Below are 19,766 nucleotides of genomic sequence, written 5' to 3'. Positions count from 1 at the left end.
CCGGTCGTGCACCGGCGCCGTCGCGGCGCCACGCGTAGCGATCTGCCTGACCAGGCTTTCATCACGGAACGTGTTGGTGCTATTACACGAACGAGGGGGAATGGATCACGGCCCTGCTGGGCAGATGGTGGTCTTCTGTCCATCGGTACCGGCACCGGGGGCTGGCTGAAACAGCTCGCTCACCGTGCGAGCGGGGAAGCGACAAGGAGTCCTTGCCTCCGTTTCCGGTAAAGCACCGGTACGAGGGCGGCCGCATCCGGCGGCCGGCCCCACGGCGCGAGGAGGCGTACATGGCCACTCCGATGTCCGCGAGCAGATTCCTGCAGAGGCTGCGCGCGGAGGGCGTGACGGTCGTCGAGGTCGGCGACTGGGAGCACCACAACCGCAACCACGTGGGGCCCTGGGGCCCCGTGCACGGTGTCATGATCCACCACTCGGTGACCAAGGGCGCCGCGCACACCGTGGAGCTGTGCCGCAAGGGCTACGAAGGGCTGCCCGGCCCGCTCTGCCACGGCGTGATCACCAAGGACGGCAAGGTGCACCTGGTCGGCTACGGCCGTGCCAACCACGCCGGTCTCGGTGACGACGACGTGCTGCGCGCGGTCATCGCGGAGAAGGCCCTGCCGCCGGACAACGAGGCCAACACCGACGGCAACCGCCACTTCTACGGCTTCGAGTGCGAGAACCTGGGCGACGGCAAGGACCCCTGGCCCGAGGCGCAGCTGGAGGCGATCGAGCGGGTGTCGGCCGCCATCTGCCGGCATCACGGCTGGAACGAGCGCTCGGTGATCGGGCACCTGGAGTGGCAGCCCGGGAAGGTGGACCCGCGCGGGTTCACGATGGCGTCCATGCGCGGGCGCATCAAGGAGCGGCTGAAGTAGCGACTGCCGTAGCGGCTGACGTAGCGGCTGAAGCAGTGCCGCCGCGCCGGTCACAATGGCCGGGTGACCAGCCGTGACGCCGTACCCGACCTCGCCGCCCTGCGGCCCCGGCTACCCTCGCCGCTGCGCGAGTCGGCGGACGGGCGCCTGGAGCGGCACGGGGTACGGCTGCTGCTCAAACGGGACGACCTGATCCACCCGGAGCTGATCGGCAACAAGTGGCGCAAGCTCGCGCCGAACCTGGCGGCCGCGGCCGGACGGACGGTCGTCACCTTCGGCGGCGCCTATTCGAACCATCTGCGGGCCACGGCGGCGGCGGGCCGTCTCCTCGGTCTGCCCACGGTCGGCGTGGTGCGCGGCCAGGAGCTGGCGGAACGTCCCCTCAACCCCTCGCTCGCCCGGTGCGTGGCCGACGGGATGCGGCTGCACTTCGTCGACCGGTCGACGTACCGCCGCAAGAGCGAGCCCTCGACGCTCGCCGCCGTGCTGCGCGCGGCGGGCGCCGAGGACGCCCACGTCGTCCCGGAGGGCGGCAGCAACGCCCTCGCCGTCCAGGGGTGCCGGGCGCTCGGCGAGGAGCTGCGCGGGCGGGCCGACGTGGCCCTGATCGCGTGCGGCACCGGCGGGACCCTGGCGGGCCTGGCCGCCGGGCTGGGTCCGGACGGGCGGGCGCTGGGCGTCCCGGTGCTCAGGGGCGGCTTCCTCGGCGCCGAGGTCCGCGCCCTGCAGCACGCCGCGTTCGGGGGCCCGCGCGGCGACTGGTGGCTCGACGAGCGCTTCCACTTCGGCGGGTACGCGCGTACGACGCCCGCTCTGGAGTCCTTCGCGGAGGACTTCGAGGACCGGCACGGCATGCCCGTCGAGCGTCTTTATGTCGCCAAAATGCTGTACGCGCTCGTGGCCCTCGCGGAGGAGGGCGCCTTCGCGCGCGGGACGACGGTCGCGGCCGTCGTCACCGGGGCGCCGTTCACCGGCTGAGCCCGCGCGGGCCGCGTCGGCCCCGGCCCGGTCAGCCCGCCTCGCGGTAGGCGGCCGCCTCCTCCAGGTCCAGCCTGCGCAGCAGGGTCCGCAGCATCTCGTCGTCGATGTAGCGGCCGTCGCGCAGCTTGACGAAGACGGCGCGTTCGGCGCCGATGGCCTCCCGGGACAGCCGCCTGTAGGTGTCGTCGACGGATTCTCCGGTGATCGGGTTGGCCTGCCCGAGGCGTTCCCAGACGGAGTTGCGCCGGCGTTCCAGGACCGCCCTCAGGCGCTCGGCCAGCGGCTCGGGAAGGGCGTTGCGCTCGTCGGCGAGGAGTACGCGCAGGCGTTCCTCGGCGACCCGGGACGCCTGCGCCTGCGCGTTGGCCTCGGCGAGGGTCTCGGCCTGCGCGTCGCGCCCGGGCAGCTTCAGCAGGCGGATTAGCGGCGGCAGCGTCACGCCCTGCACGACGAGGGTGCCGATCACCGTGGTGAAGGTCAGGAACAGGATGAGGTTGCGTTCGGGGAACGGCTCGCCGTCGTGCATCCTCAGCGGGATGGAGAACGCGATGGCGAGGGAGACCACGCCCCGCATCCCGGCCCAGGAGATGACGAACGACCCCCTCCAGGTCGGGTTGTCCTCGTGTTCCCTGATCCTGGCGGAGAGCATCCGCGGCAGGAAGGTCGCCGGGTACACCCACAGGAACCGCGTGGCGACGACGACGGCGAACAGAGCGGTCGCGTACCAGGCGGCGGTGGAGCCCTCGAACTCCCCGAGGCCACGCAGGACGACCGGCAGCTGCAGGCCGATCAGGGCGAACACGGCCGACTCCAGCACGAACGCGACCATCTTCCACACCGCCTCCTCCTGGAGCCGGGTCGCGAAGTCGACCTCCCACGCGCGGTGCCCGAGGTAGAGGGCGACGACCACGACGGCGAGCACACCGGAGGCGTGCACCTGCTCGGCGACCGCGTACGCCACGAAGGGCGTCAGCAGCGAGAGCGTGTTCTGCAGCAGCGCCTCCTTCAGGTGGGTGCGCAGCCAGTGGATCGGCACCATCAGCACCAGTCCCGCGACGACACCGCCGACCGCGGCCAGCAGGAACTCGCGGATGCCGCCGGCCCAGGTGGCGCCCTCGCCGACGGCCGCGGCGACGGCGACCCGGTAGGCCGTGATCGCGGTGGCGTCGTTCACCAGGGACTCGCCCTGGAGGATCGTGGTGATCCGCGACGGCAGCCCCACCCGGCGGGCGACGGCCGTCGCCGCGACCGCGTCCGGCGGCGCCACGACCGCGCCCAGCACCAGGGCCGCGGTCAGCGGGAGCCCGGGGACGAGGAGGTAGGCGGCGTAGCCCACGACGAGGGTCGCGAAGAGGACGTACCCCACGGACAGCAGTGCCACGGGGCGCAGCTGCGCGCGCAGGTCGAGGTAGGAGCTGTCGGCTGCCGCCGTGTAGAGCAGCGGCGGCAGGATCAGGGGCAGCACGACGTGCGGGTCGAGCGTGTAGTCGGGCACGCCCGGCACGTACGACACCATGAGCCCGGCCGCGACCAGCAGCAGCGGCGCCGGCACCGGGACCCGCCGGGCGAGCGCGGCCACCGCCGCGCTCCCCGCCACCAGCAGCAGCAGCGGCATCACGTCCATGCTTCTCGCCCACCCTCGTCAGTCGCCCGCGCCCGCGCGGCCCGCTCGTCGTGTCCGGGGACGGCGGCCACCCGCGCTTCCCCGGCCATGATTTTCGCGCGCCGGTCCACGCGCGGCCGTCGTAACCTGGCAATCATGAAACAGTGCACGCACGCCGGCGGGCTGCCGCACCCGGAACCCGAACCGCTGAGCGAGACGTGTCCGGAGTGCCTGGCGGAGGGCACGCATCCGGTGCAGCTGCGGATCTGCCTCACCTGCGGTCACGTCGGCTGCTGCGACTCCTCGCCCGGGCGGCACGCCACCGGGCATCACAAGGAGTCCGGGCACCCGGTCATGCGGACCTTCGAGCCCGGCGAGCGCTGGCGCTGGTGCTTCGTGGACCACGTTCTCGTGTGACGGGGACGTAGGCTGGACGGCGCCGGAACCGGACGGTTCGACCGTCTGACGTCTGGGTACGTCAAACCGGCGCGCGCTCTTCCCAATTGGGCCCGCAGACCCCCTAGCCACGGAGCGTATCCGTGTGTTTACTATGAGTGACAGCAAGGGGTTGGGGTCCTGGGGACAGGAAACTTCGAAGCGCGGTAGCGTCACCGCTGAACCACAGATCGCGTTACCCCGGGGGGCGACCCTCGGCCCCGAGAAGCTTGTACCACCTTGGAGGTGAGGGTGTCCCAGATCGCAGGCGAGCCCGTGACCCAGGACTTCGTGGAAGTCCGGCTGCCGGCTGCGGGTGCCTACCTGTCGGTGCTGCGTACGGCGACTGCCGGCCTCGCCGCCCGTTTGGACTTCACCCTCGACGAGATCGAGGACCTTCGCATCGCGGTGGACGAGGCCTGCGCGATCCTGCTCCAGCAGGCCGTGCCCGGCTCGGTGCTCAGCTGCGTGTTCCGGCTCGTCGACGACTCGCTGGAGGTCACCGTCTCGGCCCCGACCACGGACGGCCACGCCCCGTCGCGGGACACCTTCGCCTGGACCGTCCTGTCGGCCCTGGCCGGCAAGGTCTCCTCGGCGGTGGACGAGGACAAGACCGTGTCGATCAGCCTCTACAAACAGCGCGGCGCGGGACCCGGGCCGGCGTGAGGGACGGGGACGGGCCGGTGCGGGACGAAGAGCGCGGCACACGGGGGCTGCCGGACGGCACCTCCCCCGGCTCCGACGGAGCCGGGAGCCTGGGGGCGGGCCCGAGCGGCCCGGGCGTTTCCCGCCGTATGGCGGACGGCATCGACGGCATCCCCGAGCAGGCCCGGCCGCACCCGGAGGACGACTCCGTGGCGACCGGCCTCCTGGACGACGGGCGGGATGACGAGGGTGCCGTGCAGGGCGCGCCCGCGGCCGGGCGCAACGGGGTCTCCCCGGCCCGGCCGGCGGCGAGGGCTCGGGAGAGGGCGACGGGCGGGACGATGAGCGAGCACGAGCGATACGCCGAGGGCCGGGCGACGAACGCGCGCGGCGCGCAGGCCACACGCCACGACCCGCAGGACCGCAGCGGGGCGCGCGCCCTGTTCATCGAGCTGCGCGAGCTGCAGGACGGCACCCCGGAGTACGCGGAGCTGCGCAACCGGCTGGTCCGGATGCATCTGCCGCTCGTGGAGCACCTCGCGCGCCGCTTCCGCAACCGCGGCGAGCCGCTCGACGACCTCACCCAGGTCGCCACCATCGGGCTGATCAAGTCGGTCGACCGGTTCGACCCGGACCGCGGCGTCGAGTTCTCGACGTACGCGACGCCGACGGTCGTCGGGGAGATCAAGCGGCACTTCCGCGACAAGGGCTGGGCGGTCCGCGTCCCGCGCAGGCTCCAGGAGCTGCGCCTCGCGCTGACGACGGCCACCGCGGAGCTGTCCCAGCTGCACGGCCGCTCCCCCACGGTCCACGAGCTCGCCGAGAAGCTGGCGATCTCGGAGGAGGAGGTCCTGGAGGGCCTGGAGTCGGCGAACGCCTACTCCACGCTGTCCCTGGACGTCCCCGACACCGACGACGAGTCCCCGGCGGTCGCGGACACCCTGGGCGCGGAGGACGAGGCGCTGGAGGGCGTCGAGTACCGCGAGTCGCTGAAGCCGTTGCTCGAGGACCTCCCGCCGCGCGAGAAGCGCATCCTGCTGCTGCGCTTCTTCGGCAACATGACCCAGTCGCAGATCGCGCAGGAGGTCGGCATCTCCCAGATGCACGTCTCGCGTCTGCTGGCGCGCACGCTGGCGCAGCTGCGGGAGAAGCTCCTCGTCGAGGAGTGAGCGCCGCGGAGGTGCCCGGGTGGACCGGCGGTCAGCGCTCGCCGGGTTCGGCGCCGGGCCGCCGGATTCCGAGGGCCTGCGTGGTCGACGGGCTGAGCAGGAAGACCAGCGTGGCGATCGCGGCGGCGGCGACGGCGATCCCGGCCGGGATCGCGATGCTGTCGGCCTGCAGCAGGCTGTAGGCCACCGGCAGCGCCAGGATCTGGGTGATCACGGAGGGGCCCCGGCTCCAGCTGCGCCGGGCGAGCAGTCCGCGCGCGGCGAGCAGCGGCAGCAGGGCGAGGACGACGAGCGTGACACCGAGAGTGACGGCCTGCTGCCGGTCGTCGGGGTCTCCCGTGAGCCCGAGCACCAGCACCCAGACACCGCCGACGGCCAGTCCCAGCCCTTCCAGGGCGGTGAGCACGGCGGCGTAGGTGAGCCGCCGCGGGCGCGGACCGGCGGTTTCCTCGGGAGTGGGGGTCTGCTGCTTGGTCACCCCAGAAGGGTAGCCCTCCGTGCGGGGGCTCTTTCCGGCCGAGGTCTCCTCCCTCGGCCTTCCCGGCTTGCCGGTCTCCCGGCTTCCCGGTGTCCCGGCTTCGCCCCGGCTCCCGTGGCGAGGCTCACGCGGGTTGTCCCGGTCGATCCCCACTCCGACCTGTGCCCGGTACCCCCCAGTAGGTACGCTGCCAGTCATGCGTGCACTTCTCGTGGTCAATCCGGCGGCAACCACCACAAGCGCACGTACGCGCGATGTCCTGATCCATGCGCTCGCCAGCGAGATGAAGCTGGAGGCGGTCACCACCGAGTACCGCGGACACGCGCGCGACCTGGGCCGGCAGGCGGCGGACAGCGACGACATCGACCTGGTGGTCGCCCTCGGCGGCGACGGCACGGTGAACGAGGTCGTCAACGGTCTGCTCCACAAGGGCCCCGATCCGGAGAGACTGCCGCGCCTCGCGGTGGTCCCCGGCGGTTCCACGAACGTCTTCGCCCGTGCCCTCGGGCTGCCCAACGACGCCGTCGAGGCGACCGGCGCCCTGCTGGACGCCCTGCGCGAGGGCAGCGAGCGCACGGTCGGCATGGGCATAGCCGCCGGCACCCCGGGGACCGCCGACGAGGCGGTGCCCGGCCGGTGGTTCACCTTCTGCGCGGGGCTCGGCTTCGACGCCGGGGTCGTCGGCCGGGTCGAACAGCAGCGCGAGCAGGGCCGGAGGTCCACACACGCCCTGTATCTGCGCCAGGTGGCACGCCAATTCCTCCAGGAGCCCAACCGCCGGCACGGCACGATCACCCTGGAGCGGCCGGGCGAGGACCCGGTGACCGATTTGGTGCTGTCCATTGTGTGCAACACCGCTCCGTGGACCTATCTGCTCAATCGCCCCGTGTACGCGGCACCTAAAGCCTCGTTCGATACCGGTCTCGACGTACTCGGTCTCAGCCGTATGTCGACGGTCGCGGTTGCCCGGTATGCGACCCAGTTGCTCACTTCGTCCCCCGAGCGGGGACCCCATGGCAAGCACGCGGTCTCGCTGCACGATCTGGACCGGTTCACCTTGCATTCGAAGGTGCCCCTGCCCCTTCAGATGGACGGCGACCATCTGGGGCTGCGTACGAGCGTGACGTTCACAGGCGTACGCCGTGCACTGCGTGTGATTGTGTGAGCGGAACGGGCGAAAGTCCTTTCACTCGAACGTTTAGGCCAGCATCCACCCCATGGAAGTACGGCTGTGACCTAGTCGACACCGAGGAATCAAAAAAAACTTTCCGGAAGGGGTTGTATCCGCCGCCGAGGTTTGCGAGTCTCTACATGGCGATCGGGACGGCCCGCAAGACCGGCCTCCACTGATCACCAGAATCCCCCTTCAACTCACAGGACCCGCGCCGGGGAACTGGCGGTAGGCCCTTCACTTGTTGAGGGATTCGTGAAAGCGTTCACATTCACAAGCAACCCGCATGTAATCAAGGAGAGGTAGCAGCCATGGACTGGCGTCACAACGCCGTTTGCCGCGAGGAAGACCCCGAGCTCTTCTTCCCCATCGGCAACACCGGTCCTGCGCTGCTGCAGATCGAGGAAGCCAAGGCCGTCTGCCGCCGCTGCCCGGTTATCGAGCAGTGCCTGCAGTGGGCGCTCGAGTCCGGTCAGGACTCCGGCGTCTGGGGTGGTCTCAGCGAGGACGAGCGCCGCGCCATGAAGCGCCGCGCCGCCCGCAACCGGGCCCGTCAGGCCTCCGCCTGACACTCCCACCCCGTAAGAACAGCCTGAGCTTGGCGGCGCGTACAGCGCGTACGCATCTCCCGCCCCCGAGCCGCAGCGCGCAGTACCCCCGATGCTCCCCCGTCACTCGGCCCCGGTCGAGCCGGGGGTACCCATCGCCTTGCTGACGAGCAGCAATGAGCACTGGCCCCGGACCTTCTGGTCCGGGGCTGTCTGCTGTCCGCACTCCCCCGCCGCCGGCCGCTCCCCCGGCCGGGGCTACTTGGCCGCCCGCACCGGGATGTCGAGGATCACCCGGGTGCCCCGCTCCGGCGCCGGGACCATGTCGAAGGAGCCGCCCAACTCGCCCTCGACGAGCGTCCGTACGATCTGCAGGCCGAGGTTGCCCGCCGTGTGCGGGTCGAAGCCCTCGGGCAGGCCGACGCCGTCGTCCTGGACGGTGACCAGGAGGCGGGCCTGCTTGGTCGTCCCGCCGCGGACCGCCGACACCTCGACGGTGCCGGTGTCGCCGTCGCGGAACCCGTGCTCCAGGGCGTTCTGCAGGACCTCGGTCAGGACCATCGACAGCGGGGTGGCGACCTCGGCGTCGAGGATGCCGAAGCGGCCCGTGCGCCGGCCGGTCACCTTGCCGGGCGAGATCTCGGCCACCATCGCGAGCACGCGGTCGGCGATCTCGTCGAACTCGACGCGTTCGTCCAGGTTCTGGCTGAGCGTCTCGTGCACGATGGCGATCGAGCCGACGCGGCGGACCGCCTCCTCCAGAGCCTCCCGGCCGCGGTCGGACTCGATCCGCCGGGCCTGCAGGCGCAGCAGGGCGGCCACCGTCTGGAGGTTGTTCTTGACCCGGTGGTGGATCTCCCGGATCGTCGCGTCCTTCGTGATCAACTCGCGCTCGCGGCGGCGCAGTTCGGTGACGTCCCGCAGCAGCACCAGCGAACCGATGCGGATGCCCTTGGGCTTGAGCGGGATCGCCCGGAACTGGATGACGCCGTCGTCGGACTCGATCTCGAACTCGCGGGGCGCCCAGCCGCTGGCGACCTTGGCGAGCGCCTCGTCCACCGGGCCGTGGGTCGGGGCGAGTTCGGCGGTCGTGCGGCCCAGGTGGTGGCCGACCAGGTCGGCGGCGAGGCCGAGGCGGTGGTAGGCGGAGAGGGCGTTCGGGGAGGCGTACTGGACGACGCCGTCGGCGTCCACACGGATCAGGCCGTCGCCGACCCGCGGCGAGGCGTCCATGTCGACCTGCTGGTTGGCGAACGGGAACGAGCCGGCCGCGATCATCTGCGCGAGGTCCGAGGCGCTCTGCAGATAGGTGAGCTCGAGACGGCTCGGGGTGCGGACGGTGAGCAGGTTGGTGTTGCGGGCGATGACGCCGAGGACGCGGCCCTCCCGGCGGACCGGGATCGACTCGACGCGGACCGGGACCTCCTCGCGCCACTCCGGGTCGCCCTCGCGCACGATGCGTCCCTCGTCGAGCGCGGCGTCCAGCATCGGGCGGCGGCCGCGCGGGACGAGGTGGCCGACCATGTCGTCCTGGTAGGAGGTGGGGCCGGTGTTGGGCCGCATCTGGGCCACGGAGACGTACCGGGTGCCGTCGCTGGTGGGCACCCACAGCACGAGGTCGGCGAAGGAGAGGTCGGAGAGCAGCTGCCACTCCGAGACCAGCAGATGGAGCCACTCGAGGTCGGTGTCGTCGAGGGCCGTGTGCTGGCGTACGAGTTCGTTCATGGAGGGCACGAGGCCGAGCGTACCCGGGGTCACCGACGGGGTCCGCACGCCGGCCTCGGGAGGCCGTACGGCCTCGGAGACACCCGCGGGCCGCGGCGCCTGAGAGGGACCCTCAACCCTCCCGGCACCGCAGCCCGGAGCAATATCGGCCGTGGGGTGTGCGGTCCCGGTCGGCCGAGGATGAGGACCCGGGGCAGTCAGGGCAGAGAGCTCCGGTTCCTCGGTCCGCCTTCCTGTGCGGGGAAGACGGAAGTCGGTGCGTACTTCGTTCTACGCACTCCCTGGCATTGTGGACTAGACCACTCGGGTGTGTCCATGCGTGGGAGTTGTTCGCTGTTGGCGCTTCCGTGCGGGCTCTCGGACCGGCCCGAGCCGGTCGGTCGCCCTGGCATACATCACGCAGCCTAACCCGTGTGGGTTCATGTCGGGGCGGGTCCGCCGGGGCAATTCCAGCAGCGACCCCCGGTTCGTCCGGGATCGCCCGGTTCGGCTGAAGTCGCACCGGGTAGCGCCGGCCGGCGGGAGGGCCCTCGCGGGGGTGCCGGGACGGCGACCCGCGGGGCGCGCTCACCTGGGCCGGAGGGCACCGCTCTGTTAGATTGGTCTAAACCACATGCTCCCTTCAGGGTGCCCTTCGAGTCCCTCTTCAGATCGGCAGGCCCAGCGTGGAAGTTGTCATCGTTCCGGACGCCCAGGCGGGTGGCGAGCTGATAGCCGAGGCCATGGCCCAGCTGCTCCGACGCAAGCCCGACGCCCTGCTCGGTGTGGCCACCGGGTCGACCCCGCTGCCCATCTACACGGCGCTCGCGGCCAAGGTGCGCTCCGGTGCCGTCGACGCCTCGCGGGCGCGCGTCGCCCAGCTGGACGAATACGTGGGGCTCCCGGCCGAGCACCCGGAGTCCTACCGCTCGGTGCTGCGGCGCGAGGTGCTGGAACCGCTGGGCGTCGGCATGGACGCGTTCATGGGCCCGGACGGCACGGCCGAGGACGTGCAGGCCGCGTGCGAGGCGTACGACAAGGCCCTGGCGGAGGCCGGTGGAGTCGACCTCCAGCTGCTCGGGATCGGCACGGACGGGCACATCGGCTTCAACGAGCCCTGCTCCTCGCTGGCCTCGCGGACCCGGATCAAGACGCTCACCGAGCAGACCCGGGTGGACAACGCGCGCTTCTTCGACGGGGACATCGAGCAGGTCCCGCACCACGTGATCACCCAGGGCATCGGGACGATCCTGGAGGCGCGGCACCTGGTGCTGCTGGCCACCGGCGAGGGCAAGGCGGACGCGGTCGCCGCGACCGTCGAAGGGCCGGTCGCGGCCGTGTGCCCGGCGTCGGCGCTGCAGCTGCACCCGCACGCCACGGTCGTCGTCGACGAGCCCGCCGCCTCGAAGCTGAAGCTGGCGGACTACTTCCGGCACACCTACGCCAACAAGCCCGACTGGCAGGGGATCTGAACTCCCGCCCATGACGAAGGCGCCGGTCCCCTCGGAGGGACCGGCGCCTTCGTCGTCTAGACGCCCGCGATGACCTCGGCCGCCGCGCGGCCGCAGACGCGGGCCGCGCCGTGGGTGGCGATGTGCAGGGCGCCGCGCGGGGCGGCCTGGGGGACGCCCATCTCGACCACGATCGTGTCGGGGCGGACCGTGAGCAGGTCGTCCAGGGCCGCCGCCATCCAGGGATGGCGGTGCTCGTCGCGCACGACCGCCACCAGACGGCTGTCACCGGCCGCGGCCAGCGCCTCGCGGCCGGCGTCGCCGCCCGTGTGAGTGCCCGTGCGGGTGCCGGGGAGGAGGCGGTCCAGGTCCGCCGCCACGCCCCAGGGGGTCTCGTCGCCCACGGCGATGTTGGCGACCGGCGTGAAGGCGGCCACGTACGGCGCCTCGGTGAGCGGGGTGAAGGAGGCGGCGCCCGTCAGCCGCAGGGCGCGGCGGGCCGCGACGAGGCCGATGTCGGGGCGGGCCTCGACCGGTTCCGCCGTGGCGGTGGCCGTCCAGCGGGCCAGCTCGCGGACGCGTTCGGCCGCCTCCGCGAGCCGGGCCTCGGGAAGCTCGCCCGAGCGGACGGCCGTGACGAGGGCGTCGCGCAGCCGCCGTACCGTCTCGTCGTCGGCGAGGCCGCCGCCCACGCAGATCGCGTCGGCGCCGGCCGCGATCGCGAGGACGCTGCCGCGTTCGATGCCGTAGGTGGCGGCGATGGCCTGCATCTCCATGCCGTCGGTGACGATGAGGCCGGTGTAGCCGAGTTCGCCGCGCAGCAGTTCGGTCAGGATGGCGCAGGACAGGGTCGCCGGCCGGTCCGGGTCCAGGGCGGGGACGAGGATGTGCGCGCTCATCACCGCCCGGGTGCCGGCCGCGATCGCCGCGCGGAACGGGGCGAGTTCGCGCTCCGTGAGCACCGAGACGTCGGCGTCGATGCGGGGCAGGGCGTGGTGGGAGTCGACGGCGGTGTCGCCGTGGCCGGGGAAGTGCTTGGTGCACGCCGCGACGCCCGCCGACTGCAGGCCGGTGACATAGGCGGCGGTGTGCCGGGCGGCCAGGGCGGTGCCGGCGCCGAAGGAGCGCACGCCGATCACCGGGTTCGCCGGGTTGGAGTTGATGTCGGCCGACGGGGCCCAGTTGAGGTTGACTCCGCAGGCGGCGAGGCGGCGGCCCAGTTCGGCCGCGACCTGCCGGGTGAGCTCGACGTCGTCGACGGCGCCGAGGGCGTGGTTGCCGGGGAAGCTGGAGCCGGAGCGCACCTCCAGCCGGGTCACGTCACCGCCCTCCTCGTCGATCGCCACGAGGACGTCGTCGCGCTCGGCGCGCAGCTGGGCGGTCAGGGCCGCCAGCTGCTCGGACGAGGCGATGTTGCGGCCGAACAGTCCGACGGAGGCGAGGCCCTCCCCGAGCCGGCGCAGCAGCCAGTCCGGCGCGGTGGTGCCGGTGAAGCCCGGCTGGAGGACGGTCAGGGCATCGCGCGTGAGTGTGTCGGTGCCGCTGGCGATTGTCGTCATCGGGTGGCGTTATCCCTTCACGGCGCCGGCCGTCAGGCCGCTGACAGCCCTGCGCTGCAGGAAGACGAAGAGGATCAGGATCGGGACGGCGAAGAGGGAGGACGCCGCCATGGTCGCGCCCCAGTCGTTGCCGAAGGCGGTCTGGAAGCTGGACAGCCACAGCGGCAGGGTCTGCGACTCCGCCTCCTTGTTCAGCACCAGGACCAGGGGGAACTCGTTCCACGCGGTGATGAAGCCGAACAGGGACGTGGACATCAGTCCGGGCGCGAGCAGCGGCAGGATGACCTTGAGGAAGGCCTGGGAGCGGGTGCAGCCGTCGACCATCGCCGCCTCCTCCAGTTCCCGGGGCACCGCGGCGACGAAGCCGCGCAGCGTCAGGATGGTGAAGGGCAGGATCATCATCATGTAGAAGACCGTCAGCGGCAGCAGGCTGTTGAGCATCGACGCGTCCCGGACGATCATGTACATCGCGATGATCATGACCTCCCAGGGCGCCATCTGGGCCAGCATGAAGCCGATGACGAAGCCGCGCCGCCCCTTGAACCGCATCCGGGCGAGGGCGAACGCGCCGGCCAGCGCGATGACCAGGGCGAAGGCGACCGCGCAGACGGTGACGATCAGCGAGTTGGAGACGTAGGTCCAGAAGTGGTCGACGCCGGTGGCCCGCTGGAAGTGCTCGAAGGTGATGTCGGTCGGGAACCAGACCGGGTCCTCGGAGATGATGTCGCCGGTCGGCTTGAGGGCCGTGGCGAACATCCAGTACACGGGGAAGACGAAGCCGACGAACAGGATGACGGCCGTGACGTTGGGCCACAGGCGGCCGAAGAGTGAGCGCTTCACAGCTCGTCCTCCTCTTGCTTGAGCACGATCCTGAGGTAGTACGCGGTCAGGCCGAGCAGGATCAGGATGGTCAGGACGGCGATCGCGGCACCCATGCCGTAGTGCTGGTTGCCGACGCCCTCGATGTAGGCGTAGACGGGCAGGATCTCGGTGAGCCGGTCGGGGCCGCCGCCGTTGATGGTGAAGACCTGCACGAACGCCTTGAAGACCCAGATGACCTCGAGGAAGGTCGTGGCGTACAGGAAGGGCCGCAGGAACGGCATGGTCACCGTGGTGAAGCTCTTCCACACACCCGCGCCGTCCAGGGACGCGGCCTCGTACAGCTCGCTGGGGATGGTGGTCGTGGCCGCGTAGAGGTTGATCGCGACGAACGGGATCGACATCCACACGATCAGCAGCGTGACCACGAAGAACGTGGACATCTGGCTGCTGGTCCAGCTGTAGTCGGCCATCGAGTGCCAGCCCAGCTTGTCGAGCACCCAGTTGACGACGCCGAAGCGCTGCGCGAACAGCCACTGGTAGACCGTGCTCGCGGCGACCACGGGCATCGCCCAGGCCAGCACGAGCCCCATCATGAGCGTGATCCGCATCCGCTTGCCGAGGCGGGCGAGCAGCAGGCCGATCAGCGTTCCCGCGACCATGATCAGGACGACGTTGACCGCCGTGAACAGGATCGAGCGCAGGGTGACGCGCCAGAAGTCCTCGCCGGTGAGGACCTGCCTGTAGTTCTCGACGCCGTTCCACTCGGTGACGTGCTGGATCAGCTGCGCCATGTTGAGGTTCTGGAACGACAGCAGGACGTCCTTCAGCAGCGGCCAGCCGAGCAGCAGCACGGTGGCCGCGCAGGCCGGCAGCAGCAGGAGGTACGGGACGAGCGCGCCCGGGCGCTTCCCCGTCGCGGGTCTGCCCCCGCCGGAGCGGCCCGGCGTCGTCTTCGCCACGTCCACCGGACCGGAGGGCGGCCGTTCGGTCTGCACGGTCATGCTCGCGATCTCTCTTCTCGACCTACCGGAACGAGGGTGCGGGGGGCGGCCCGACGGCCGGCCCCCGCACCCGGTGCCCTTACTGCTGCTGCGCGAGGCGCTTGTTGAACTCGTCCTCGACCTGCTTGGCGGCGGCGGCCGGGGACTTGCCGTTCAGCACGGCGGTCATGTAGGTCTTCACCGGGTTCGGCGCGTTCTCCACGGCGGCCCACTCGGGGATCAGCGGCGTGGTGCCACCGCCCGCGGCGGCCGGCGCGGCGGCCTCGGCGACCTCGTTGCCCTTCAGGTTGCTCTGCAGCGCCTCCTTGTTGGGGATGACGCCGTTGAGCTTGGCGAGCTCGCCCTCGTAGGTGTCGGACAGGGCGATCTTCAGGAACTCCTTGGCCAGCTCCTGCTTCTTGCTGCCCGCGGCGACCGCGAGGTTGGAGCCGCCGAGGAAGACGCCCTCGGGCTTGTCGGCCGTGGCACCGGGGATGGTGAAGTAGCCGATCTCCTTCTCGATCTTCGGGTTCGCCTTGATGGCGATGCCGGCCTCCCAGCCCATGCCGATGAAGGCGCCGACGTTGCCCTTGCCGAAGACCTCGCCCTGCTGCGGGGTGGCCTCGTCCTTGTCCTTGGGGGCCTTGGACAGGGCCTGGAACTTCTTGTAGGTCTCCATCGCGGCGGCGACCTTGGGGTCGGCGAGGTTGGAGACGTACTTGCCGTCCTGCTCCTTCACGAGCTGGACGCCCTCGCCGATGGTGAGGCCGACGAAGTGGTACCAGTTCTGGCCGGGCAGGTAGATCGGCTCGGCGTCGGTCTTCTCGCCGATCTGCTTGAGGTCGGCGTAGAACTCGTCACGCGTCTTGGGCGTGTCCTTGATGCCGGCGTCGGCCCAGACCTTCTTGTTGTAGAGCACGACGCGGTTGGCGAAGTACCACGGCGCCGCGTACTGCTTGCCCTCGAAGATCGAGGACTCGTTGAGGGACGCCGTCCACTCGCCGCCGATCTCGCTCTTGAGGTCCGCCAGGTCGGCGAGACCGCCGGTCTTGGCGTACGCCGGGGTCTGGGTGTTGCCGATCTCGAAGACGTCCGGCGGGTTCTCCTCGGAGAGCGCGGTGGTCAGCTTCTGCTGGATGCCGTTCCACTGCTGGATCTGGAACTTGACCTTGGCCTTGGTCTTCTTCTCGAACGCGGCGGCGACGTCCTTCTGCCACTGGTCGGGCGAGGAACCGTCCATCACCCACACCGTGAGCGTCTGGCCCGCGTAGCCGTCCGCCCCGGCCTTGCCGTCGCCGTCGCCGTTGTCGCCCCCGCACGCCGCCAGGGAGATCATCATGCCCGCGACACCGATCGCGGATATCAGCCTGCGCTTCACGCCACCCTCCTCAGGGATGCCACAAACCCCCCTGCCTCCCCGCGCTAGCGATGGGCCGGGACCTGGACCAATGGTGTAGACCAGTACCCGGAGCTTGGACCAGACCAGAAAGGGTGTCAAGGGTGCGCGAATAGCCTCCGACCAGCCGTTATGCGACCTACATATGCAGGAACCTTTAAGTAAGAAACCCTAGAAATTACGGCTCAGGGCCGCCATCAGTCGCTATACCACTGCGTTCTGTGGACTAGACCAAACGACGCGGCGGGGGTATACAGAACAGATCACGGAGCGTACGGGGACAGGCCCCGCGCCGCCGTGCCACGATGTGAGCCGCAGCCGGAGCCGGGAAGGCGGAGCATGAGCACCGACGTCAGCAGTGCGGAGAACGAGAGCGGCGTCCCCGTCCGCACCGCCCGCGTGCCCAAGTACTACCGCCTGAAGAAGCACCTCCTCGACATGACGGAGACCCAGGCGCCCGGCACACCGGTGCCGCCCGAGCGCACGCTCGCCGCCGAGTTCGACACCTCGCGCACGACCGTGCGCCAGGCCCTCCAGGAACTCGTCGTCGAGGGCCGGCTGGAGCGCATCCAGGGCAAGGGCACGTTCGTCGCCAAGCCGAAGGTGTCGCAGGCGCTGCAACTCACCTCGTACACCGAGGACATGCGCGCCCAGGGCCTGGAGCCCACCTCGCAGCTGCTGGACATCGGCTACATCACCGCCGACGACCGCCTGGCCGGACTGCTCGACATCACGGCCGGCGGCAGGGTGCTGCGCATCGAGCGGCTGCGCATGGCGAACGGCGAGCCGATGGCCATCGAGACCACGCATCTGTCGGCCAAGCGCTTCCCGGCCCTGCGCCGGTCGCTGGTCAAGTACACCTCGCTGTACACCGCGCTCGCCGAGGTCTACGACGTCCACCTCGCCGAGGCCGAGGAGACCATCGAGACCTCCCTGGCCACCCCCCGCGAGGCCGGCCTGCTCGGCACCGACGTGGGCCTGCCGATGCTCATGCTGTCCCGGCACTCCCTGGACCGCGACGGGCAGCCGGTGGAGTGGGTGCGCTCGGTCTACCGGGGCGACCGCTACAAGTTCGTCGCGCGACTGAAGCGGCCGCAGGACTGAGGCGTCAACGCCGCTGCTCAGCCGCCCTGTGGCACGTACACGATTCCTTTACATCCGAACCATGACCGAGGCCTTCCGCTGCGGTCGCGCCGTCACCTAGATTGCCCGGGCATTTCACAGGCGATCAACAAGGGGACGGAGCCGAAAGATGTCAGATGCCCCAGAAGTGAACAGAGGCGTGGTGACGCCGACCCGGGTCGTCATCGGTCTCTGCCTGGCCGCGCCCTTCGTGGCGATGTTGTGGGTGGGTTCGTACGCCAAGACCGACCCGGAGTTCATCGGCATCCCCTTCTTCTACTGGTACCAGATGCTGTGGGTGCTGCTCTCGACGCTGCTGACGATGACGGCGTACAAGCTGTGGCAGCGTGACCAGCGCGCCCGCGCCCCCCGGAAGGGCGGTGCGGCGGAATGAACGACGGCGTGAACGGCGTCGCGCTCGGCGTCTTCATCTTCTTCTTCCTGGCCGTCACGGTCATGGGCTTCCTGGCCGCGCGCTGGCGCAAGGCCGAGAACGAGCACACCCTCGACGAATGGGGGCTGGGCGGCCGGTCGTTCGGCACCTGGGTGACCTGGTTCCTGCTCGGCGGCGACCTGTACACCGCGTACACCTTCGTGGCGGTCCCGGCGGCGATCTACGCGGCCGGCGCGGCGGGCTTCTTCGCGGTGCCGTACACCATCCTGGTCTACCCGCTGATCTTCACGTTCCTGCCGCGGCTGTGGTCGGTCTCGCACAAGCACGGCTATGTGACGACCTCGGACTTCGTGCGCGGACGGTTCGGCTCCAAGAGCCTGTCGCTGGCCGTGGCGGTCACCGGCATCCTGGCGACGATGCCCTACATCGCGCTCCAGCTGGTCGGCATCCAGGCCGTCCTGGACGTCATGGGCGTCGGCGGCGGCGAGAGCACCCACTGGTTCGTCAAGGACCTGCCGCTGCTCATCGCATTCGGCGTGCTGGCGGCCTACACCTACTCGTCGGGCCTGCGCGCCCCCGCGCTGATCGCCTTCGTGAAGGACACGCTGATCTACATCGTCATCGCGGTGGCGATCATCTACATCCCGATCAAGCTCGGCGGCTTCGACGAGATCTTCGCCCGGGCGGGCGACGCCTTCGCGCAGCCGAACCCGGCCACGGGTGCCCCGCGCGGGGCGCTCACCCCGGGCGACGCGACCCAGTGGACGTACGCCACGCTGGCGCTGGGCTCCGCGCTCGCGCTGTTCATGTACCCGCACTCGATCACCGCGACGCTGTCCTCGCGCAGCCGTGAGGTGATCCGCCGCAACACCACGATCCTGCCGCTGTACTCCCTGATGCTGGGTCTGCTGGCCCTGCTGGGCTTCATGGCGATCGCGGCCGGGGTCAAGGTGCAGAACGGGCAGCTGGCGATCCCGCAGCTGTTCGAGAACATGTTCCCGGCCTGGTTCGCGGGCGTGGCCTTCGCGGCCATCGGCATCGGCGCCCTGGTGCCGGCGGCGATCATGTCCATCGCGGCGGCGAACCTGTTCACCCGCAACATCTACAAGGACTTCATCAAGCCCGACGCCACGCCCAAGCAGGAGACCGCCGTCTCCAAGATCGTGTCGCTGCTGGTGAAGGTGGGCGCGCTGATCTTCGTCCTCACCATGGACAAGACGGTCGCCATCAACTTCCAGCTCCTGGGCGGCATCTGGATCCTGCAGACCTTCCCGGCCCTGGTCGGCGGCCTGTTCACGCGCTGGTTCCACCGCTGGGCGCTGCTGGCCGGCTGGGCGGTCGGCATGATCTACGGCACGGCCGCCGCGTACGGGGTGGCGACCCCGGCGCAGAAGCACTTCGGTGGCTCCTCCAAGGAGATCCCGGGCATCGGCGAGATCGGCTACATCGGTCTGACGGCGTTCGTGCTCAACGTGCTGGTCACCGTCGTCCTGACGTTCGTCCTGAGGGCCGCCAAGGCCCCCGACGGCATCGACGAGACGAAGCCGGAGGACTACACGGCGGACGCGGGCGACCCCGGCGTCCAGGTGGAGCTGCCGCCGGCCACGGCGGGCTCGTCCCACTGAACCCCCGGCACACGGCGGGCCGTCGGAGAAATCCGGCGGCCCGCCGCCGCGTTCGTACGGCAGACTCGGCCCCATGGACATCGTGATCCGGCCGGCGGACCCCGGCGAGTACGGCATCCTCGGCGAGATCACCGCTCGGGCCTACCTCCTGGACGGCCTCCTGGACTTCGGCGGGGACGACGCCTACCTCGGCGAGCTCAAGGACGTGGCCAAGCGCGCGGCGGCCGCACAGGTGCTCGTGGCCGTCGAGCACGACCGCGTCCTCGGCGGTGTGACCTTCGTCCCGGACGGCGGCCCGATGGCCGATCTGGCCCGCCCCGGCGAGGCGGAGATCCGCATGCTCGCCGTCGACCGCGCGGCCCGGGGCCGGGGAGCCGGTGAAGCGCTGGTGCGTGCCTGTCTCGACCGCGCCCGCGCCACGGAGGGCTGTGTGCGGGTGATCCTCTCCTCCCAGTCCGCCATGCACAGCGCCCACCGCCTCTACGAGCGGCTGGGCTTCGTCCGCACGCCGGAACGGGACTGGAACCCGCTGCCGGAGCTGACCGACCTCACGCTGATCACCTATGAGTTGACGCTCTGACACCAGCGCGCCACAACATCTAGGGGTGGCGCGGCAGGCGAGCACAAGATGTATGCTCATGCTCGCTGTCGCCGCAGGGGAATCCGGTGCGAATCCGGAACTGTCCCGCAACGGTGTACTTGTGCATGTCTCATGCGCTTCGTCAGTCCGAGGACCTGCCGACAGTGCGTCCCGGCCACCCGGCCGGTGCGCTCCGACGTCCGGGCCTCGTGGAATGGGCCG

The 19,766-nt window shown here is 70.6% G+C and carries 19 protein-coding genes and 1 riboswitch; of the genes, 12 read left to right on the top strand and 7 right to left on the bottom strand.

Features of this window, described 5'->3' with window-relative positions; translation table 11 throughout:
* Positions 1-290: 290 nt before the first annotated feature.
* Both ADL34_RS30075 and ADL34_RS30070 read left to right on the top strand, forming a co-directional pair.
* Positions 291-881 (top strand): N-acetylmuramoyl-L-alanine amidase, encoded by a 591-nt coding sequence (locus tag ADL34_RS30075; protein WP_179199249.1) that lies wholly within the window; start codon positions 291-293, stop codon positions 879-881.
* A 63-nt stretch (positions 882-944) separates the two neighbouring features.
* Positions 945-1,859, top strand: a complete 915-nt coding sequence (locus tag ADL34_RS30070; protein ID WP_062668221.1) for a 1-aminocyclopropane-1-carboxylate deaminase/D-cysteine desulfhydrase — start codon at positions 945-947, stop codon at positions 1,857-1,859.
* 31 nt (positions 1,860-1,890) lie between these two features.
* Here ADL34_RS30070 and ADL34_RS30065 read toward each other — a convergent pair whose 3' ends face one another.
* Positions 1,891-3,486: a Na+/H+ antiporter gene (locus ADL34_RS30065; RefSeq protein WP_062668220.1), complete on the bottom strand. Its 1,596-nt coding sequence runs from the start codon at positions 3,484-3,486 to the stop codon at positions 1,891-1,893.
* Positions 3,487-3,621: 135 nt separating this feature from the next.
* Between ADL34_RS30065 and ADL34_RS30060 the strand changes: the two genes are divergently transcribed.
* The 3 genes from ADL34_RS30060 to ADL34_RS30050 all read left to right on the top strand — a co-directional run bounded on the left by ADL34_RS30060 (position 3,622) and on the right by ADL34_RS30050 (position 5,714).
* On the top strand, positions 3,622-3,882 hold the full coding sequence (locus ADL34_RS30060) for a UBP-type zinc finger domain-containing protein (protein ID WP_062668219.1): 261 nt from the start codon (positions 3,622-3,624) through the stop codon (positions 3,880-3,882).
* A 270-nt stretch (positions 3,883-4,152) separates the two neighbouring features.
* Positions 4,153-4,566, top strand: a complete 414-nt coding sequence (locus ADL34_RS30055; protein ID WP_055624136.1) for a hypothetical protein — start codon at positions 4,153-4,155, stop codon at positions 4,564-4,566.
* A gap of 17 nt (positions 4,567-4,583) precedes the next feature.
* Positions 4,584-5,714: an RNA polymerase sigma factor SigF gene (locus ADL34_RS30050; protein WP_079034150.1), complete on the top strand. Its 1,131-nt coding sequence runs from the start codon at positions 4,584-4,586 to the stop codon at positions 5,712-5,714.
* Positions 5,715-5,745: 31 nt separating this feature from the next.
* On the opposite strand, the gene ADL34_RS30045 is transcribed toward ADL34_RS30050, so the two are convergent.
* Positions 5,746-6,192 carry a hypothetical protein gene (locus ADL34_RS30045; protein ID WP_062668217.1) on the bottom strand — a complete coding sequence of 149 codons (447 nt, stop codon included), beginning with the start codon at positions 6,190-6,192 and terminating at the stop codon, positions 5,746-5,748.
* Between the two features lie 196 nt (positions 6,193-6,388).
* Between ADL34_RS30045 and ADL34_RS30040 the strand changes: the two genes are divergently transcribed.
* Both ADL34_RS30040 and ADL34_RS30035 read left to right on the top strand, forming a co-directional pair.
* Entirely contained in the window at positions 6,389-7,357 is a 969-nt protein-coding gene (locus ADL34_RS30040) for a diacylglycerol/lipid kinase family protein (RefSeq protein WP_062668216.1), read from the top strand.
* 317 nt (positions 7,358-7,674) lie between these two features.
* Positions 7,675-7,932: a WhiB family transcriptional regulator gene (locus tag ADL34_RS30035; protein WP_003992873.1), complete on the top strand. Its 258-nt coding sequence runs from the start codon at positions 7,675-7,677 to the stop codon at positions 7,930-7,932.
* 237 nt (positions 7,933-8,169) lie between these two features.
* Here ADL34_RS30035 and ADL34_RS30030 read toward each other — a convergent pair whose 3' ends face one another.
* The gene (locus ADL34_RS30030) at positions 8,170-9,636 is read right to left on the bottom strand and encodes a sensor histidine kinase (RefSeq protein ID WP_062668277.1); all 1,467 of its coding nucleotides are present in this window, start codon (positions 9,634-9,636) and stop codon (positions 8,170-8,172) included.
* Positions 9,637-10,301: 665 nt separating this feature from the next.
* Between ADL34_RS30030 and nagB the strand changes: the two genes are divergently transcribed.
* Positions 10,302-11,087, top strand: a complete 786-nt coding sequence (nagB, locus tag ADL34_RS30025) for a glucosamine-6-phosphate deaminase (RefSeq protein WP_062668215.1) — start codon at positions 10,302-10,304, stop codon at positions 11,085-11,087.
* Positions 11,088-11,143: 56 nt separating this feature from the next.
* On the opposite strand, the gene ADL34_RS30020 is transcribed toward nagB, so the two are convergent.
* The 4 genes from ADL34_RS30020 to ADL34_RS30005 all read right to left on the bottom strand — a co-directional run bounded on the left by ADL34_RS30020 (position 11,144) and on the right by ADL34_RS30005 (position 15,805).
* Complete coding sequence (locus ADL34_RS30020) at positions 11,144-12,625, bottom strand: glycoside hydrolase family 3 protein (RefSeq protein WP_062668214.1); 1,482 nt, start codon at positions 12,623-12,625, stop codon at positions 11,144-11,146.
* 9 nt (positions 12,626-12,634) lie between these two features.
* Positions 12,635-13,465 (bottom strand): carbohydrate ABC transporter permease, encoded by an 831-nt coding sequence (locus ADL34_RS30015; RefSeq protein ID WP_062668213.1) that lies wholly within the window; start codon positions 13,463-13,465, stop codon positions 12,635-12,637.
* Positions 13,462-14,448 (bottom strand): carbohydrate ABC transporter permease, encoded by a 987-nt coding sequence (locus ADL34_RS30010; RefSeq protein ID WP_062668212.1) that lies wholly within the window; start codon positions 14,446-14,448, stop codon positions 13,462-13,464. The genes ADL34_RS30015 and ADL34_RS30010 overlap by 4 nt, the downstream gene beginning before the upstream one ends.
* Positions 14,449-14,527: 79 nt before the next feature.
* Positions 14,528-15,805: an extracellular solute-binding protein gene (locus tag ADL34_RS30005; protein WP_062668211.1), complete on the bottom strand. Its 1,278-nt coding sequence runs from the start codon at positions 15,803-15,805 to the stop codon at positions 14,528-14,530.
* Positions 15,806-16,162: 357 nt separating this feature from the next.
* Here ADL34_RS30005 and ADL34_RS30000 point away from each other — a divergent pair, with 357 nt between their 5' ends.
* The 4 genes from ADL34_RS30000 (at position 16,163) to ADL34_RS29985 (ending at position 19,544) form a co-directional block, all read left to right on the top strand.
* Complete coding sequence (locus ADL34_RS30000; protein WP_062668210.1) at positions 16,163-16,927, top strand: GntR family transcriptional regulator; 765 nt, start codon at positions 16,163-16,165, stop codon at positions 16,925-16,927.
* A gap of 148 nt (positions 16,928-17,075) precedes the next feature.
* Complete coding sequence (locus ADL34_RS29995) at positions 17,076-17,339, top strand: DUF3311 domain-containing protein (RefSeq protein ID WP_079034149.1); 264 nt, start codon at positions 17,076-17,078, stop codon at positions 17,337-17,339.
* Positions 17,336-18,964, top strand: coding sequence for a monocarboxylate uptake permease MctP (mctP, locus tag ADL34_RS29990; RefSeq protein ID WP_062668208.1), 1,629 nt, complete (start codon positions 17,336-17,338; stop codon positions 18,962-18,964). Before ADL34_RS29995 ends, mctP begins: the two co-directional genes overlap by 4 nt.
* 73 nt (positions 18,965-19,037) lie before the next feature.
* Positions 19,038-19,544, top strand: a complete 507-nt coding sequence (locus ADL34_RS29985; RefSeq protein WP_062668207.1) for a GNAT family N-acetyltransferase — start codon at positions 19,038-19,040, stop codon at positions 19,542-19,544.
* A 45-nt stretch (positions 19,545-19,589) separates the two neighbouring features.
* A riboswitch (cobalamin riboswitch) is annotated at positions 19,590-19,722 on the top strand.
* The last annotated feature ends 44 nt before the right edge of the window (positions 19,723-19,766 follow it).

The sequence above is a fragment of the Streptomyces sp. NRRL WC-3605 genome, from assembly GCF_001509795.1.
GTDB classification, from domain to species: Bacteria; Actinomycetota; Actinomycetes; order Streptomycetales; family Streptomycetaceae; genus Streptomyces; species Streptomyces viridochromogenes.
The sequence above is the reverse complement of the archived record's forward strand: the minus strand, read 5'-3'. Positions and strand labels throughout refer to the sequence as shown.

Excerpts from the sequence above, each read along its gene's own strand:
- ADL34_RS30075 (WP_179199249.1), top strand. The coding sequence starts at position 291 with ATGGCCACTCCGATGTCCGCGAGCAGATTCCTGCAGAGGCTGCGCGCG.
- ADL34_RS30065 (WP_062668220.1), bottom strand. The coding sequence starts at position 3,486 with ATGGACGTGATGCCGCTGCTGCTGCTGGTGGCGGGGAGCGCGGCGGTG.
- ADL34_RS30060 (WP_062668219.1), top strand. The coding sequence starts at position 3,622 with ATGAAACAGTGCACGCACGCCGGCGGGCTGCCGCACCCGGAACCCGAA.
- ADL34_RS30040 (WP_062668216.1), top strand. The coding sequence starts at position 6,389 with ATGCGTGCACTTCTCGTGGTCAATCCGGCGGCAACCACCACAAGCGCA.
- ADL34_RS30035 (WP_003992873.1), top strand. The coding sequence starts at position 7,675 with ATGGACTGGCGTCACAACGCCGTTTGCCGCGAGGAAGACCCCGAGCTC.
- ADL34_RS30030 (WP_062668277.1), bottom strand. The coding sequence starts at position 9,636 with ATGAACGAACTCGTACGCCAGCACACGGCCCTCGACGACACCGACCTC.
- ADL34_RS30020 (WP_062668214.1), bottom strand. The coding sequence starts at position 12,625 with ATGACGACAATCGCCAGCGGCACCGACACACTCACGCGCGATGCCCTG.
- ADL34_RS30010 (WP_062668212.1), bottom strand. The coding sequence starts at position 14,448 with ATGACCGTGCAGACCGAACGGCCGCCCTCCGGTCCGGTGGACGTGGCG.
- ADL34_RS30000 (WP_062668210.1), top strand. The coding sequence starts at position 16,163 with ATGAGCACCGACGTCAGCAGTGCGGAGAACGAGAGCGGCGTCCCCGTC.
- ADL34_RS29995 (WP_079034149.1), top strand. The coding sequence starts at position 17,076 with ATGTCAGATGCCCCAGAAGTGAACAGAGGCGTGGTGACGCCGACCCGG.
- mctP (WP_062668208.1), top strand. The coding sequence starts at position 17,336 with ATGAACGACGGCGTGAACGGCGTCGCGCTCGGCGTCTTCATCTTCTTC.
- ADL34_RS29985 (WP_062668207.1), top strand. The coding sequence starts at position 19,038 with ATGGACATCGTGATCCGGCCGGCGGACCCCGGCGAGTACGGCATCCTC.